Below are 16,614 nucleotides of genomic sequence, written 5' to 3'. Positions count from 1 at the left end.
TGAATAGATTTAAACTATACAAAATAATAAGTATATAGATTTTTTCTATAATTGATATAATATGTATTATGATATAATCCAAGATGTAATACAAAAAGTGACAAAAAATTCTTGAAAATTATTTGGGAGGATTCATATGAAGATTAGAAGCAAAAAAGCAATATTAATAGTTAGTTCATTATTAATAACTAGTGGGCTAGTAGTAGGTTGTGCTGATAAAAAAAATGAACAAAATAGTAATACTGCAAATAAGGAACAAAGCGTACAAACAACAAAAGAGGATTATACATATGAAAATAATGATTACTTCACAAGTGTAGACTGGTTAAATAAAAATTTAAACAATAAAGATATATTAATAATAGACGCTAGAAGCGAAGATGACTATAATAAAGGTCATATACCAGGAGCTATAAATGTAGCTTGGCAAAGTTTTTGCAAAATGGAAGGTAAAGCAGGAGACAAGGATTGGGGAACTCTTTTAGATAAAGAACAATTATCTAAGATATATTCAGACCTTGGAATCGATAAAGATAAAAAAGTTATCGTTTATGCTCAGAAAAATGGATGGGGTGAAGATGGACGACTAGCTTGGATGTTCAAAGAAACAGGAGTAGATGTTAGAATGTTAAACGGAGGAATGGACCTTTGGAAATCTAACGGAGAAGAAATATCTAAAGAAAAAGTGGATCCTAAGAAATCAGAGTATGTTATAAAAGAGATTAAAAATGATATAAACATAGATACAAAGACTTTAAAAGAAGAAATGAATGATGTTAAAATAATAGATACAAGAGAAAAAGATGAGTATGATGGCGCTACTAAGTTTGGAGAAGCTAGAGGTGGACATATACCTAAATCTATAAATATACCATTTAATGAAGTGTATAATGAAGATGGAACTATAAAATCTAAAGCAGATTTAGAAAAGTTATTCAAAGATGCAGGTATAAATAAAGATGATGAAATAGTTACTTACTGTACATCTGGAATTAGATCGGGGCATATGGCATTAATATTAAAATCAATAGGATATGATAATGTTAAAAATTATGATGCATCTTACTATGAATGGGCAGGAGATAAAACTAATTCTGTTGAGAAATAAGAGGTAAAGTATGAATCAAAAAAAGAAAAAATCTTTAATTGTAAAAATAGGAGTTTTACTTTTAGTTATATGTATATATTTATTTGTAGGACCTGTTAATCGATTTATAAATCAAATGATATTTTATTTAAGCATGCTAAATTTAGAAAGTTTAAAACAATATATTTTATCATTTGGAGTTTGGGCGCCAATTATATCATTTATTTTAATGATACTTCAGTCTGTAGCTGCTCCTTTGCCTGCATTTTTAATAACATTTGCAAATGCAGCATTGTTTGGATGGGTAAAAGGGGCGCTTCTTTCTTGGACTAGTGCTATGGCAGGGGCAGCACTATGCTTTTATATAGCACGATTTTTAGGAAGAGATACAGTAGAAAAACTTACAAGTAAGTTTGCAATTGATAGTGTAGATGGATTTTTTAATAAATATGGAAAACATACAATATTAATAGCGAGATTACTTCCATTTATGTCATTTGATTTAGTTAGTTATGCAGCAGGATTAACATCTATGAGCTTTGTATCATTTTTGATAGCTACTGGAATTGGACAGCTTCCAGCAACTATAATATATTCGTATGTTGGGGATATGCTTACTGGTGGGGCTAAATTAATGATGATGGGAATTCTTACACTTAGTGCTATAAGTGTTTTGATATATGTACTAAAGAAAATATATAATGATAAAAATAAAGTTAGTTAATATTTAGTATAAGAAATATCCCAAATTTGGTAATCAAATTTTGGGATATTTCATTTTGTATATATGAGAGGTGAGGATGAATGGAGCTAAATGAAAATTTAAAAAATAAAGTTAAAGATGATGAAAATAAATGTATAAATTGTAAGCTATGTTTTCATAACTGTCCTATGATGAAAGAGTTTGAGAACTCACCAAAGGATTTAATGAATAGGATTTTATCCGATAATATAGATATAAGAAAAGTTGCATATTCATGCATGCTTTGTGGCTTATGCACGAGTAAGTGTCCTAAAGGAATAGACCTAAAATCCACATTTTATAAAATAAGAAAATATGCAGTTTTAAATAATAAACAAGAAGTAAAAAGAGATGGATATAAAGTTGTTAGGTTTCATCAAATGAATAGTTTTTCACCTATATTTTCAAAAAGCTTAAAAATTAATAATAATAAAACTGTATTTTTACCAGGATGTAGTTTAAGCAGTTATAGTGAAGATATTGTTTTAAAGACATATGAATACTTGAAGCAGTATTACACTAATATTGGAATGACTTTAAAGTGTTGTGGAAAACCCACATTATCAATGGGAGATGAAGATAAGTTTAAAAAATATTATTCTAGCTTAGAAACGTATATAAAAAAAGAAGGAATAGACGAAATTATAGTTGCATGTCCGAATTGCTACAATACTATAAAAAATTACAGTAAAAATGTTAAGATAAAGACTCTATATGAAGTTATAAATGAAATTGGAGTTCCAGACAATTTGAAACATAATTATGAAGGAATAGAGGTAGCAATCCATGATTCATGTTCAACAAGGCATGAAAACCAAATACATGAAAGTGTTAGATGGATATTAAGAGAGCTAGGGTTAAATATAATCGAGTTTAAAAATAATAAAAAAGATACTGTTTGTTGTGGAGCTGGAGGTATGGTGGGAGTAACGAATTATAAACTTGCTTTAAAACAGATGAATAGTAGGGCTGATGAGACTGTGTGTGAAAATATAGTTTGTTACTGTGAATCATGCTGTGAATCATTGTTAAATTCAAATAAAAATATACTCCATATATTAGATTTACTATTCGATGAAGAAGTTATAAACAAAAATTTATTTACACAATCTAAGACAAAAACACTTAATAAATGGATTACAAGATATAAAACAACTACACTATGCAAATAATTAATTGGAGGTTGGGATGAATTATAAATTTAGCAAATTTTTAAAAGTATTGTTATCGGCAATTATAATTTTTGTAATTGGAAGTATTATATACAAAATTTTAAACATGGATATAGGACCAAATGATATACAAAAGTATGTTACTTCATTTGGGAAACTAGCACCGTTGGTATACATTGTAATGTTTGCATTAGTACCTTTAACTCTTTTTCCAGATTCAATTTTAGCAATTGGAGGAGGTATTATATTTGGCTTATACAAAGGGTACATATATACTCTGGTAGGTGCTCTTATAGGGGCAAGTTTATCTTTTTATATATCTAGAAAACTTGGAAGAAATTTTGTGAAAAAAATTACTAAAGAAAAATTAGATTATATAGAAGAAATGATAAACACAAAAGGTTTTTTTGTGATTTTATTACTTAGGCTTATACCGTTGTTTCCGTTTGATGTGATTAGTTATGGAGCGGGTCTTACAAATATAAAATATAGAGATTTTATATTTGCAACTATAGTAGGTACTATTCCGGGCATTCTTGTCTTTACAAATATTGGGGCTCAATCGGTTGATATAGGTAGCAATAGTTTTTATCTATCAATAATGGCACTTATACTGCTAATTTTATCGTCAATAGTTTTAAAAAATAAGTTTATAAATACACAGAAGAAGTAGGTGAAATTATGTTAGATACACACGGTAGAAAGTATGTAGATCCAATTATAAATTGTGGAGCTAATTTTTTTATTAAACTAAATTTAACTGCAAACAATGTAACTATTATAGCTTTGATTTTAGGAATATTGACAAGTGTATTTATATATATAGATATGAATATACTTGCAGTTATAACTCTTTGGATTTCAGGATACCTAGACGCTGTAGATGGTTGTATAGCTAGGAAAACAAAAACAACATCTTTATTTGGAACGTTAATGGATATAACTTTTGATAGAATTGTTGAAACTTCTATAATATTATCATTAGCAATGAGGTACTCAAATGCAAGAATTAATTTTATTGTGCTACTTATATGTATTATAATTTCTATGACTATATTTTTGACAGTAGGAGCTTTAGTAGAAAAAAAAGGTATGAAATCTTTTTATTATCAAGCTGGAGTTGCTGAAAGAAGTGAAGGATTTTTAATGTTTAGTTTAATGATACTAGTTCCAAACTATATAGTAATTTTTACAAATTTATTTTCGGTTATTATATTTATAACGATAATACAAAGAATAATAGAAGCTAAGAAGATATTGTAAAAACACCTTTTATTATATGTTATACTGTATACAATATATATTTAGCTACGGAGGTGTTAAATTTGGGAAAATTAAATAATTTAAGTGATAGAAATAAAGGAATTGTATTTATAATTTTATCTGCATTTGGGTTTGCGATGATGTCAGCTTTTATAAAGCTATCGGGTGATTTACCTAGTATCCAAAAAACTTTTTTTAGAAATTTAGTATCATGTATAATTGCATTTTCATTAATACTAAAATATAAAGAAAGCGCGTTTGGAAATAAAGAAAATAGAAAAATATTAATTTTAAGGTCTATATTTGGGACTTTAGGAATAATACTAAATTTTTATGCTATTGATAGATTGGTTTTATCAGATGCAAACATGTTAAATAAACTAAGTCCATTTTTTGTAATAATTTTTTCAGCTATATTCTTAAAAGAAAAAATTAAGTCAAATCAAGCTATAGCGGTAATAATAGCATTTATAGGAGCTTTGTTTATAATAAAACCTACTCTGAATTTTGCTATAATACCATATGTTGCAGGGATTTTAGGGGCAATATTTGCAGCAGCAGCGTATACTTGCCTAAGAGTTCTTGGTGGAAAAGAAAAATTTTACACTGTGGTATTTTTCTTTTCGTTATTTTCAACTGTTTCAATATTTCCATTTGCCATTATGGCATACAAATCTATGACAATTATACAATTTGTATATTTAGTTTTAGGAGGAGTTTTTGCAAGTATTGGACAATTCGGAGTAACACTTGCATATAAATATGCACCGGCTAAGGAAATATCTATATTTGATTATTCAAATATAATATTCTCAGCTATTATAAGTATATTAGTATTTAATGTGATTCCGGATAAGTACAGTTTTATAGGGTATCTAATAATATTTTCAGCATCGTATTACATGTTTTTAAATAATAAAAAAACTAAAAATTAGATTTGAATTTATAAAATTTTAAAATGTGTACACTATATATATAAAGTATAGTTTATTGTGTTGACAAAATATGATTTATGATATATAGTATATTGTATACAATATGAAAATTCCTTAAAATAGATAAAATAAATAAATGCTTAGTTAATTAGAGTGCTATATAATATTAAAAATTATTATATAGCACTCTTTTTTTTATTCACAAAAAATGACAAAAAAATATAAAAAATAATATTTTTCTATTGAAAACGAACAGGTGTTTGATTTATAATAGTATTGAAGGAACAGTTGTTCGGTTGAAGTTTAGTAATAAATAATGACATACATGAATATAAATAGTATAAATTATTAATTTATGAAGGAGAGAAAAACCAATGATGATATCAAATAGAAGACTAGAGGAAATAACTATAAATAACCTAAGAAAGGGAGATGTTAGCATAGGAGAACTAGATGAATTATATAAAAAAATGGGATTCTTATTTGTTATAAATCAAGGTAAATGTACAAGGATAAAAAAAGAAAGAAGTTAAAATTTATGCAACTGAAATTTAGGAGGATAAATGAAAATTATAACTTACAACATTCATAAAGGTATGGATGCACACAATAAAGATACCTTAAATGGATTATTAAGTTTTTTAAAAAAGATAAATGCAGATGTAATATGCCTTCAAGAAGTTTTAGAGAGTATACATTATAAAATTTTAAATGATTTAAATATAAAAGGTTACTTTTTTAAAACTGTAGAGCTAAAAGGTGATAATTATGGAATTGCTATATATTTTATTGAATATGTAAAGGACACATATGGATTTTATTTAAGTAGTAAAAAAGAGCAAAGGGGATTTATTCATACTCAATTTTTTATAAATAACAAATTAGTTAATATAATAAATACTCATTTAGGCTTAAATGAGGAAGAAAGAAAAATACAGATTGAGGAAATTTATAGTTATGTAAATAATTTAAGAGGAAAAATTATTATATGTGGTGATTTTAACCAAACAAATATAAAAATAAAAGATTATTATGACTTATCTATATTGTTTAGTTGTGAAAATATAGAAACATTTCAACCTAGTAAATCTAGAATAGATTATATATTTATGTCTAAAAATTTAAGACCGAGTAGATATAAAGTTGAATTTATTAATTTATCTGATCATTATCCTGTAATAGGAGAATTTATTATATAAATATACAAGCCTCTACAATTGTGACAATAAAGTTACATATACTTAAGAAACGTTGTTTTATAAAGTTCATTTAAATATAATTATCTTAAGCAAAGTAGGGGGGAATGAAATGCAACAAAATGTAGCAGTGGAAGAAAAAAAACAAAGAGTAAGACTTGATATTACATCAAAAAAAAATTTAAGTATTATAGCAGCAATTATTTTAACACTTATAATAATAGCATCTATAGGCATAAAATCATTTAATAACAAGTATATTTACAACGGCAAGATAGCTACCAATATGTATATTGGAAATGTAAATGTTTCAGATCTTACACCTAATGAGGCTAAATTAGCTGTAGCCAATGAATACAAGCCCAAGAGTATAGATGTGGATTACAATGATAAAAATTTTACAATAAATCCGAACCAAATTGATTTAAAATACGATGTAAATAAGTTTGTTGATAATGCATATAAATTTAACAAAACTGATTCGTATTTCAAGAATGTAGAAAGAGTTATTGCACTTCAAAGAGGAAAAAAAGAAGTAATAGCTATAAATCCGACATACAATGAAAAAAAATTAGACTCAGCATTAGATGAAATAAGTAATAAGGCAAATAAAAAAGTTGCTGATGCAAAGTTATATATATCAGATTCAGGAAGCTTTAATATAACTCCAGAGGTTATAGGACAAGAACTGGATAAAAAATCTAGTAAGGAAAATATAAAAAAATATTTATCTGAAAACAAATTTATTGGGATGGCACTTTCAATAAAAAGTCAGAAACCAAGTATAACCGCGGGTATGCTAAAAAGTGTAGATTCATTATTGGCTACTCACAGTACTAGATATACAAATTCATCAGCTAATAGAGCTTACAATATAGTTAAGGCATCTAATAGTACTAGTGACATAGTACTTATGCCAGGAGAAGAATTTTCATACAATACATCAACAGGACCTAGAAGTAGATCTAATGGGTATAAAGATGCCCCTGTAATTGTAAATGGTAAAGTACAAGATGGATCTGGAGGTGGAGTATGTCAAGTATCTACAACTATATATAATTCAGCTCTTTACTCAGGGCTTGATATAACAAATGTTAGAAATCATTCATTGCCATCTACGTACGCTCCTAAGGGAAAAGATGCAACAGTTGCTTATGGATCTATAGATTTAAAATTTAAAAATCCATATAAACACCCTGTATATATAAAAAACTCAGCGTATAATGGAACAGTAACAAGCACTATATATGGTAGTTCAAAGGATAAGCAAAATATAAGTGTGGTAACTGAAAATGTGGGAAGTAGTAACGTAGTTAAGACTTATAGAGAATTTAAAGATTCTAACGGTAAAGTAACAGAAAAAGAGTACATAACAACGAGTTCGTACAAGAAAAAATAAAATTAATAATAATATACTAAATAATATATATATATATCCGTATATAATTTTAAGGATTATAGTTGTTTGACTTCTATGAATCTATTAAATTGTATACGGATATTTTTGTAAAGACTAAAGCACCTCTATATTGATTTTCAAGAATTTTTAAAAAGTTTAAAGGTAATAATAATTGGGTATGACCACAAAAATAAACTAATAACACTGAAACGATACAATAACACAAAAAAATATAAATGTGGTCATGCAATACTTATTAATTACAATTATTTCCAAAGTTGTTATAATATAACTAAGGATAGAAAATGTTTGCACGCATATTGGGAGGGAGATTATTTGGTATATATAGGAAAAAGGTATGAAATTGTAGAAGAAATAGGAAGATGTTCTAATTCGTGTCTATATAAAGGCAGAGATTCTTACGATAAGCAGCTGGTCATTATAAATATCATAGATAAAGGAATAATTAGAAGTGAAAAATTTATATCTAACTTAATTGATGAATCAACATCTATAAATGAAATTAACTCGCCAAATATACTTAAAGTAAAAGATGTAGGGATGGATAAGCTTGAAAATGGAACGGAATTATACTATGTTATAAGTGAGTATATGGAAGGTAGCACTTTGAACCAATTAACTAAATTTCATAAATTGAATATGGATGAAATAATTATAATTTTTAGACAAATATTAAATGCACTAGAAGTAATACATAGCTATGATATATATCATGGATGTCTACAGCCAAGTAACATAATTATAGATGAAGGATATAATGTAAAGTTAAGTAACATTGGAATTATAAAATCTAATAATAAAATTTTTAATAATGGAATAAAAAGATTTTCTAAAAACTTAAAGTATATGTGTCCTCATCAAATTTGTCTAGGGTATACAGATAAAAGTAGCGATTTTCATGCTCTAGGAGTAATTTTGTTTGAATTGATATTTGGAGAACACCCTTATGGAGAAGCAAAAAATGAAGAGGAACTCATAAGAAGAATGGACAAGGGTATATGCTGGAGAAAAATTGACACCGGAAAAAGTCCAGAAAAAATCATAAATATAGTAAAAAAACTGTTAAGTCGAAAGCATAGATATCAAACGCCTCAAGAAGTTATGATAGACTTAAGTGAATATCTATATGAAGTTGAAAATATATGTGAAAAAGATGAAGAAAATGAAAATATTGAACAAGATTTAATAGTACATAAAGATGAATATGTAAAAAATAAAAAACACATACATAGATTTAGTAAATTTGCAGCATTAGGAGCAATTGCCATTGTTTCTTTTTTAGTGCTTGGGATGACTATAAAATAAAACTGTTTCAAAGTTAATCTTTGAAACAGTTTTTTTATACAACTAATGAAGTTATTATATTATGAATAAAATTTAATTAATATCAAAAAATAATAACTATAAAAATTGGAGGACGTATAGTCGATGATTAAACAAAATATAAACTTTAAAAAAAAACAATGCATAGATTATACTAATTTAATATTTGATGAAGTTGTTATTATAAATAGTGATAAACTACATGAATTGAGTAAAAACAAAAATATAGATTTTTCCGATGCTTTATTTAAAAAAGATGTGATATTTGATAATTGTAGATTTGAAAAAAATATTACTTTTAAAAATATTACCTTTGAAAATAAGGTATCTTTTAAAAATTGTGTTTTTTGTGGAGATTGTATCTTTAAAAATGTAGAGTTTAGTAGAGAATTAACTAGTGAGAAAATTTTTATACATTCAAAAATAAAAGGTCAAAAGATTTCGTTTGAAAATATAAAAAACTTGCCTAGATTAGATGGAATTATTTTTAGTAATTGTACAAAGGTTTTATTAAAAGATATAAAGTATGGTAAAAACAATTATGAAAATGCAAAGATTAATTATAGAATAGCAAAAAATCAATGTAGTATAACTGGAGATTATGAAAAACTTGGACACTATTATTACATGGAAAGATATTATGGAGGTAAATGCATAAAAAGAAGTGGATTTAGAGGTAATATTCAATATATAAATGCTAAATTTATAGATTTTCTATCAAGAATAATAATTGGATATGGAGAAAAGCCTCTAAATATTTTTATAATATCTTTTTTTATAATAAGTTTGTTTGCTACTTTATATATGGTAACGGGAGTTAAATATAATGATGAAATAATAAAAATAGGTGAAGTTAAAAATATATATGAGTTAATTAAAAATTATATTGATTTATGGTATTTTAGTATGATTACATTCAGTACGGTAGGATATGGAGATATGACAGTAATTAATATGGCTGGAAAAGCTCTAGTAAGTATAGAAGTTTTTCTTGGAGTAACTATGGGAGCATCATGGGCTTCTGTAATTTTTAGGAAAATGTCAAGATAGTAAATAATTACTAGATATATATTTAAGTAAATAAGTGAAAAATTAATATATACTTATTAACTTAAGAAGGTGAAAAAATGACATTAGGAGTAAAGAAAATCATATCATTTATTTTAATTTTAGCATTTGTAACTCCATATACTATATTTGCAACAGAAAAAGAAAAAGAAGTAGATAAGTATTCTCTATCATCTATACTAATAGACCAAGATACAAATAGAGTTTTATATGCTAAAAATCCAGATGAAAAAAGACCATTAGCCAGTTTAAGTAAAATGATGACGTTTTTAATAGCTATAGAAGCTATTGAAAACAAGCAGGTAAGTCCTAAGGATAAAATTAAAATAACTAAAAAAATAGCATCTGTAAAAGGATCAAGTTATCATTTGAAAGAAAATGAAGAAGTAGAGTTAATTGAGCTGATGAAAGGATTAATGATAGTTTCTGGGAATGATGCAGCAATTGCTATAGCTACTCATATAGGTAAAAGTCCAGAGCAGTTTGTAAAAATTATGAACAAAAAGGCTAAAGATATAGGAATGAGCAATACCCATTTTGTGAATCCTCATGGACTACCTATATATGACTTACAAAATCCTAAGGCTCAACCAAAACAAAATATATCAACAGCTAGAGATATTGCAACCCTTGGTAAGTATATGTTTGATAATTATGAAAAACAAGTTACATCTGTTACTGATATGGTAACCTATTCAAATCCAAATAGAGGATTTGAAAAAAATAACACTAACCCTTTATTAAGAATAATACCTGATGTTGATGGAATTAAGACTGGATACACAGGCAATGCAGGATATTGTTTATCATTTTCAATGAATGTAAAAAAACAAAATGATATGCGAAAATATAGAGTTATAGGTGTATCTTTGGGAGCTAATCATAAAAATAAAAGATTATCAGCATCATTAGATATGCTAAATTATGGGAAAGAGAATTATCATACAGAAAAAGTAATACGTAAAAATGATTTAATAGGTAAAAAATATATAAAGGGATTAGAAGAATTAGAAGTAGAGCTTAGAACTAAAGATGAATTATATACAATTTTAGGAAATGAAGAAAATTTAAATACACAGTTAACTTTAAAAGAATTAGAATATCCTATTAAAAAGGGTGATGTACTAGGTGTAATTAAATACTATACTGATAATGGAGAAATCTTGGGTAGTATTGATATAGTTAGTGCGAAAGATGTGGATAATGCTTCTTTAATCACTAAAGTTAAAATGTTGTTTTCAAAATAATAAAAAATAAGATAGAGTATTAACTCTATCTTATTTTTTTTATGGGTAAAAAATGAAAAATTGATTTATGATTTAAGTTGAATATATTTTTGAAAATTTGGCAATAATTACTTAGGGAAATGAAGAAAAATAGAAAATAATAGTACATATATAATAAGGATATAAAATTTATAAAAGATATTGTAATTTATAATGGGCTATGATATACTAACTGAGGTAAAAAATAAAATAACGCACGACTATGTGATCTCTAAAAGGTGCCTAGAGGGTTTTTTAGAGAGTTGATCAAGTCGGAGGTAAAACCAGGAGGTAAAAATGGCAGTAATATCAATGAAACAATTATTAGAAGCTGGTGTTCATTTCGGACATCAAACAAGAAGATGGAACCCTAAGATGGCTCAATATATATTCACAGAGAGAAATGGAATATATATAATAGACTTACAAAAAACTGTTAAAAAAGTTGAGGAAGCTTACAGATTCACTAAAGAAGTAGCTGAAACTGGAAGACCTATATTATTCGTAGGAACTAAGAAGCAAGCTCAAGAAGCTATAAAAGAAGAAGCTGAAAGATGTGGAATGTTCTACGTTAACGAAAGATGGTTAGGTGGAATGTTAACAAACCACAAAACTATAAAGACTAGAATAGACAAGTTAAGAAAGTTAGAAAAAATGGAAGAAGAAGGAGTATTCAACGTTCTTCCTAAGAAAGAAGTTATAAAGTTAAGAGCTGAAAAAGAAAAATTAGAGAAATACTTAAACGGTATAAAAGATATGCCTGAATTACCAGCTGCTATATTCGTAGTAGACCCAAGAAAAGAAAACATAGCTATACAAGAAGCTCACAGATTAGGTATACCAGTAATAGGTATAGTTGATACAAACTGTGATCCTGAGCAATTAGACTTTGCTATACCAGGTAACGATGACGCTATAAGAGCTGTTAAGTTAATAACTGGTGCTATGGCAACTGCTATAATAGAAGGAAGACAAGCTATAGCTGATGATCAAGAAGAAGTAACTGAAGATCAAGAATAATAAAATAATTTAATGGTAAGGGGGCATACCCTTACCATTAGTAATATATAGGAGGGAATACCAATGGCTATAACTGCACAAATGGTTAAAGAGTTAAGAGAAACTACAGGTGCCGGAATGATGGACTGTAAAAAGGCTTTACAAGAAGCTGAAGGAAATATGGAAAGAGCTATAGATTTATTAAGAGAAAAAGGATTATCTAAAGCTGCTAAGAAATCTGATAGAATAGCTGCTGAAGGATTAGTTGCTATAGAAATGAACGCTGATAACACAGTTGGTGCTATAGTTGAGATAAACTCAGAAACAGATTTCGTTGCTAAAAACGAAGATTTCAAAACTTTCGTTAAAGATGTAGCTGAAATGGCTTTAGCTACTGAGAAAGAAGATGTAGCTGGATTATTAACTGAATCTCATAAAGAAGGAGCTTTATCTGAAGTATTAAACAACAGAATAGCTACTATAGGAGAAAAGTTAGATATAAGAAGATTCGAGAAAGTATCTACTAACGGACAAGTTGCAGGATACATCCACGGTGGTGGTAAAATAGGTGTATTAGTTGAATTAGAAACAGAAGCAAGAGATGCTGACGTATTAGCAATGGGAAAAGATATAGCTATGCAAGTTGCTGCTATGAATCCTAAGTATGTTTCTAAAGATGACGTAGACCAAGACTACATAGCTCATGAAACAGAAATATTAACTCAACAAGCATTAAATGAAGGAAAACCAGCTAATATAGTTGAAAAGATGATAAAGGGAAGATTAGAAAAACAATTAAAAGAAGTTTGTTTAGTAGAGCAAGCTTTCGTTAAAAACCCAGATTTAACTATAAAGCAATTAGTTGCAGACGTTGCTAAAAAAGTAGGTTCTGAAATAAAGGTTGCTAGAGTCGTAAGATTCGAAGTTGGTGAAGGTATAGAAAAGAAAGAAGAAAACTTTGCTGAAGAGGTTGCTAAGCAACTTAAGTAATTAACCAAAAGAGAACACTTCGGTGTTCTCTTTTTTAAAAAGTGGATTAACTAAGGAGGATTTCAAATGACAAAGCCGATGTATAAAAGAGTATTACTTAAATTAAGTGGAGAAGCACTAGCTGGAGAAAAGGGATTTGGTATAAACAATGACGTTGTAAATGAGATAGCTAATGCTATAAAACAAATTCAAGGTATAGGTGTAGAAGTAGCTGTAGTTGTTGGAGGAGGTAACTTCTGGAGAGGAAGAACATCAGAAGGTATGGACAGAACTACTGCTGACTACATAGGAATGTTAGCTACAGTTATGAATGCTATGGCTCTACAAGATGCTCTTGAAAACATAGATGTATTAACAAGAGTGCAAACTGCTATAGAAATGAGACAAATAGCAGAACCTTATATAAGAAGAAAGGCAGTTAGACACTTAGAAAAATCTAGAGTTGTTATATTCGGAGCGGGAACAGGAAATCCTTACTTCTCAACTGATACAGCAGCTGCACTTCGTGCTGCAGAAATGGAATCAGAAGTTATATTATTAGCAAAAAATGTTGATGCAGTATATGATAAAGATCCAAAGGTACATGCGGATGCTAAAAAGTTTACAGAACTTAGTTATATAGAAGTTTTACAAAAAGAACTTAAAGTTATGGACTCAACTGCTACATCTTTATGTATGGATAATAAGATACCAATAAAGGTATTTGAACTTTCTACAGAGAATATAATAAAAGCGGTTATGGGTGAAAATATAGGAACTACTGTAAAATAATAAACTATTAAGGAGGAAAATATAATGAGCGCACAAGTAAAAAAACAATTAGAAGAAAAAATGAACAAAACAATAGAAGCTCTTAAAGCAGAATTCACTACAATAAGAGCAGGAAGAGCTAATGCTCAAATGTTAGATAAAATAAGAGTTGATTACTATGGAACACCAACTCCTGTAAATCAAGTAGGAGCAATATCAGTTCCAGAGCCTAGAACTTTAATGATAAATCCTTGGGACAAGACTGCTATGGCTGAAATAGAGAAAGCTATAAGAAACTCAGATTTAGGATTAAACCCAACTAATGATGGACAAGTTATAAGAATATCAGTTCCAGCTTTAACAGAAGAAAGAAGAAAAGAATTAGCTAAACAAGCTGGTAAAGTGGCAGAAGAGTTTAAAGTTAGATTAAGAAATGAAAGAAGAGATGCTAATGATAAACTTAAAAAGATGGAAAAAGATGGCGATATAACTGAAGATGATTTAAAGAAATCTCAAGATGAAGTTCAAAAATTAACTGATAAGTTTGTAAAAGAAGTAGATGCGTTATTAAAAGCTAAAGAACAAGATATAATGGCGGTATAATATTGGAAAGTTATTATAACTTATTAGGACTTCATACTGAAGAAGTAGAGAGCTTTTTTAAAAAAGAAAATAAACAATATACTATAACTACTATAAATGGCTATAAAGATCAAGATACTTTAATTATTCCTAGAGTTATTAAAATATCTAAAGTAGGAAATAGTATAGAAATAATACAAACATACTTTGCTGACTCCTTAAAATAGGAGTCAGAAAATTTTATTGGGAGGTAGTTTATGAATAAAAACACTATATATGACATAAACTTAAGTAACGTACCTACTCATATAGCAATAATAATGGACGGGAATGGGAGATGGGCAAAAGAAAGACTCCTTCCAAGAACAGTGGGTCATAAAGCTGGAGTTGAAGCTATAAGAGCTGTAACGAAAGAATGTTCAGCATTAGGGGTAAAGCACTTAACTTTATATGCATTTTCTACAGAGAATTGGAAAAGACCAAAGTTAGAAGTAGATGCTTTGATGAACCTACTATATACATATCTAAACAAAGAGCTTAAAGAACTACATAAAAATAATGTAAAAATAACAACTATTGGTGATATAGATGTATTACCTGGTAAATCTCTAGATGCTATAAAAAATGCAATTGATATAACTAAAGATAATACTGGATTAAACTTAAATATAGCATTAAATTATGGTAGTAGAAATGATATAAAAAATGCAGTTGTAGATATAGTAAAAAATTGTAAAAGTGGTAAAATAGATATAGAAGATATAACTGAAGATACTATAACAAAATATTTAAGCACTAAGTCTATACCGGACCCAGACTTAATTATAAGAACTAGTGGTGAACAGAGAATAAGTAACTTCTTATTATGGGAAATTGCATATTCAGAATTTTATTTTACAGATGTATACTGGCCTGACTTCGATGGGAATGAAGTAAGGAAAGCTATATATGTTTACCAAAGTAGAGATAGAAGGTTTGGTGGACTTAAGTAAGGAGATTATTTTATGGTTGTAAGAATCATTGCTGCATTAGCGCTAATACCATTATTACTATTTGTAATATATGGGGGGCTACCACTATATATAGCAGAAGCTATTATAGGAATTATTGCATTGGATGAGTTTTATAAGGCATTTAAAAGTAAAAATATACAACCTATAAGTATTTTAGGATATTTATTTGCCATATACTTGTCTTTAAAGCATATTTTAAATTTGAAAAATGAATACACATATGTAATTGTATTTTTACTATTTTTGGTAGGAATAATTTATATTTTATCAGGCAAGAAAAATATTATAGATTTTTCTATAACATTTATAGGAATATTTTATGTTCCTATATTCTTAGATTATATAGTTTTAACAATTAATGATTTTAAATTAGGTGCAATTTATGTATGGTTGATATTTATTATATCATTCATGACAGATACATTTGCATATTTTAGTGGGTATTTATTTGGAAAACACAAACTAATACCTACAATAAGTCCTAAAAAGACAATCGAAGGCAGTATTGGTGGAATTTTAGGATCTACAATTTGTTGTGTAATATTTGGCTATATATTCAAGTTAGATATACCTCACATGGTTTTAGTGGGAAGCATAGGAAGTATTGTAGCACAATTTGGAGATCTATTTGCATCAGCTATAAAAAGATACGTAGGAATAAAAGATTATGGAAAATTAATACCAGGACATGGTGGTATATTAGATAGATTTGATAGTGTTATACTAGTAGCACCATTTGTTTATTATGCAATATATTTATTTATTTAGCTTCAGGGGTTTCTGAAGCTTTAATTGTATAATATTTAAAT

General features: G+C 27.7%; 19 protein-coding genes. All 19 read left to right on the top strand.

Annotated elements, in window-relative coordinates:
- Positions 1-136 precede the first annotated feature (136 nt).
- The 19 genes from ACN6I1_RS09895 to ACN6I1_RS09805 all read left to right on the top strand — a co-directional run bounded on the left by ACN6I1_RS09895 (position 137) and on the right by ACN6I1_RS09805 (position 16,573).
- Complete coding sequence (locus ACN6I1_RS09895; protein WP_419741804.1) at positions 137-1,108, top strand: sulfurtransferase; 972 nt, start codon at positions 137-139, stop codon at positions 1,106-1,108.
- A gap of 10 nt (positions 1,109-1,118) precedes the next feature.
- The gene (locus tag ACN6I1_RS09890) at positions 1,119-1,811 is read left to right on the top strand and encodes a TVP38/TMEM64 family protein (RefSeq protein WP_419741803.1); all 693 of its coding nucleotides are present in this window, start codon (positions 1,119-1,121) and stop codon (positions 1,809-1,811) included.
- Between the two features lie 80 nt (positions 1,812-1,891).
- On the top strand, positions 1,892-3,001 hold the full coding sequence (locus tag ACN6I1_RS09885) for a (Fe-S)-binding protein (protein ID WP_419741802.1): 1,110 nt from the start codon (positions 1,892-1,894) through the stop codon (positions 2,999-3,001).
- 16 nt (positions 3,002-3,017) lie between these two features.
- Positions 3,018-3,674 carry a TVP38/TMEM64 family protein gene (locus tag ACN6I1_RS09880; RefSeq protein WP_419741801.1) on the top strand — a complete coding sequence of 219 codons (657 nt, stop codon included), beginning with the start codon at positions 3,018-3,020 and terminating at the stop codon, positions 3,672-3,674.
- Between the two features lie 8 nt (positions 3,675-3,682).
- Complete coding sequence (locus ACN6I1_RS09875) at positions 3,683-4,264, top strand: CDP-alcohol phosphatidyltransferase family protein (protein WP_419741800.1); 582 nt, start codon at positions 3,683-3,685, stop codon at positions 4,262-4,264.
- A gap of 62 nt (positions 4,265-4,326) precedes the next feature.
- A complete protein-coding gene (locus ACN6I1_RS09870; protein WP_419741799.1) occupies positions 4,327-5,199 on the top strand; it encodes a DMT family transporter in 873 nt (290 codons plus the stop codon).
- Positions 5,200-5,573: 374 nt separating this feature from the next.
- Positions 5,574-5,732, top strand: coding sequence for a hypothetical protein (locus ACN6I1_RS09865; RefSeq protein ID WP_021429484.1), 159 nt, complete (start codon positions 5,574-5,576; stop codon positions 5,730-5,732).
- 30 nt (positions 5,733-5,762) lie between these two features.
- Positions 5,763-6,398, top strand: coding sequence for an endonuclease/exonuclease/phosphatase family protein (locus tag ACN6I1_RS09860; protein WP_419741798.1), 636 nt, complete (start codon positions 5,763-5,765; stop codon positions 6,396-6,398).
- Between the two features lie 109 nt (positions 6,399-6,507).
- Positions 6,508-7,794: a VanW family protein gene (locus tag ACN6I1_RS09855; RefSeq protein WP_419741797.1), complete on the top strand. Its 1,287-nt coding sequence runs from the start codon at positions 6,508-6,510 to the stop codon at positions 7,792-7,794.
- A 336-nt stretch (positions 7,795-8,130) separates the two neighbouring features.
- A complete protein-coding gene (locus ACN6I1_RS09850) occupies positions 8,131-9,120 on the top strand; it encodes a protein kinase domain-containing protein (protein ID WP_419741796.1) in 990 nt (329 codons plus the stop codon).
- 123 nt (positions 9,121-9,243) lie between these two features.
- Complete coding sequence (locus ACN6I1_RS09845; protein ID WP_419741795.1) at positions 9,244-10,188, top strand: potassium channel family protein; 945 nt, start codon at positions 9,244-9,246, stop codon at positions 10,186-10,188.
- A 77-nt stretch (positions 10,189-10,265) separates the two neighbouring features.
- Entirely contained in the window at positions 10,266-11,453 is a 1,188-nt protein-coding gene (locus ACN6I1_RS09840) for a D-alanyl-D-alanine carboxypeptidase family protein (RefSeq protein WP_025161578.1), read from the top strand.
- A gap of 315 nt (positions 11,454-11,768) precedes the next feature.
- Complete coding sequence (gene rpsB / locus ACN6I1_RS09835) at positions 11,769-12,491, top strand: 30S ribosomal protein S2 (protein WP_021433574.1); 723 nt, start codon at positions 11,769-11,771, stop codon at positions 12,489-12,491.
- A 63-nt stretch (positions 12,492-12,554) separates the two neighbouring features.
- Positions 12,555-13,460, top strand: coding sequence for a translation elongation factor Ts (gene tsf, locus ACN6I1_RS09830; protein WP_021429471.1), 906 nt, complete (start codon positions 12,555-12,557; stop codon positions 13,458-13,460).
- 66 nt (positions 13,461-13,526) lie between these two features.
- Entirely contained in the window at positions 13,527-14,231 is a 705-nt protein-coding gene (gene pyrH, locus ACN6I1_RS09825) for a UMP kinase (RefSeq protein ID WP_021429515.1), read from the top strand.
- A 24-nt stretch (positions 14,232-14,255) separates the two neighbouring features.
- Positions 14,256-14,813, top strand: coding sequence for a ribosome recycling factor (gene frr / locus ACN6I1_RS09820; RefSeq protein WP_419741794.1), 558 nt, complete (start codon positions 14,256-14,258; stop codon positions 14,811-14,813).
- Positions 14,814-14,815: 2 nt separating this feature from the next.
- Positions 14,816-15,019 (top strand): hypothetical protein, encoded by a 204-nt coding sequence (locus ACN6I1_RS09815; RefSeq protein ID WP_021429454.1) that lies wholly within the window; start codon positions 14,816-14,818, stop codon positions 15,017-15,019.
- Between the two features lie 30 nt (positions 15,020-15,049).
- Positions 15,050-15,784: an isoprenyl transferase gene (locus ACN6I1_RS09810; protein ID WP_021429498.1), complete on the top strand. Its 735-nt coding sequence runs from the start codon at positions 15,050-15,052 to the stop codon at positions 15,782-15,784.
- Between the two features lie 12 nt (positions 15,785-15,796).
- On the top strand, positions 15,797-16,573 hold the full coding sequence (locus tag ACN6I1_RS09805; RefSeq protein WP_419741793.1) for a phosphatidate cytidylyltransferase: 777 nt from the start codon (positions 15,797-15,799) through the stop codon (positions 16,571-16,573).
- The last annotated feature ends 41 nt before the right edge of the window (positions 16,574-16,614 follow it).

This window comes from Paraclostridium dentum, from assembly GCF_048568265.1.
In the GTDB taxonomy this organism is placed as follows: domain Bacteria; phylum Bacillota; class Clostridia; order Peptostreptococcales; family Peptostreptococcaceae; genus Paraclostridium; species Paraclostridium dentum.
The sequence above is the reverse complement of the archived record's forward strand: the minus strand, read 5'-3'. Positions and strand labels throughout refer to the sequence as shown.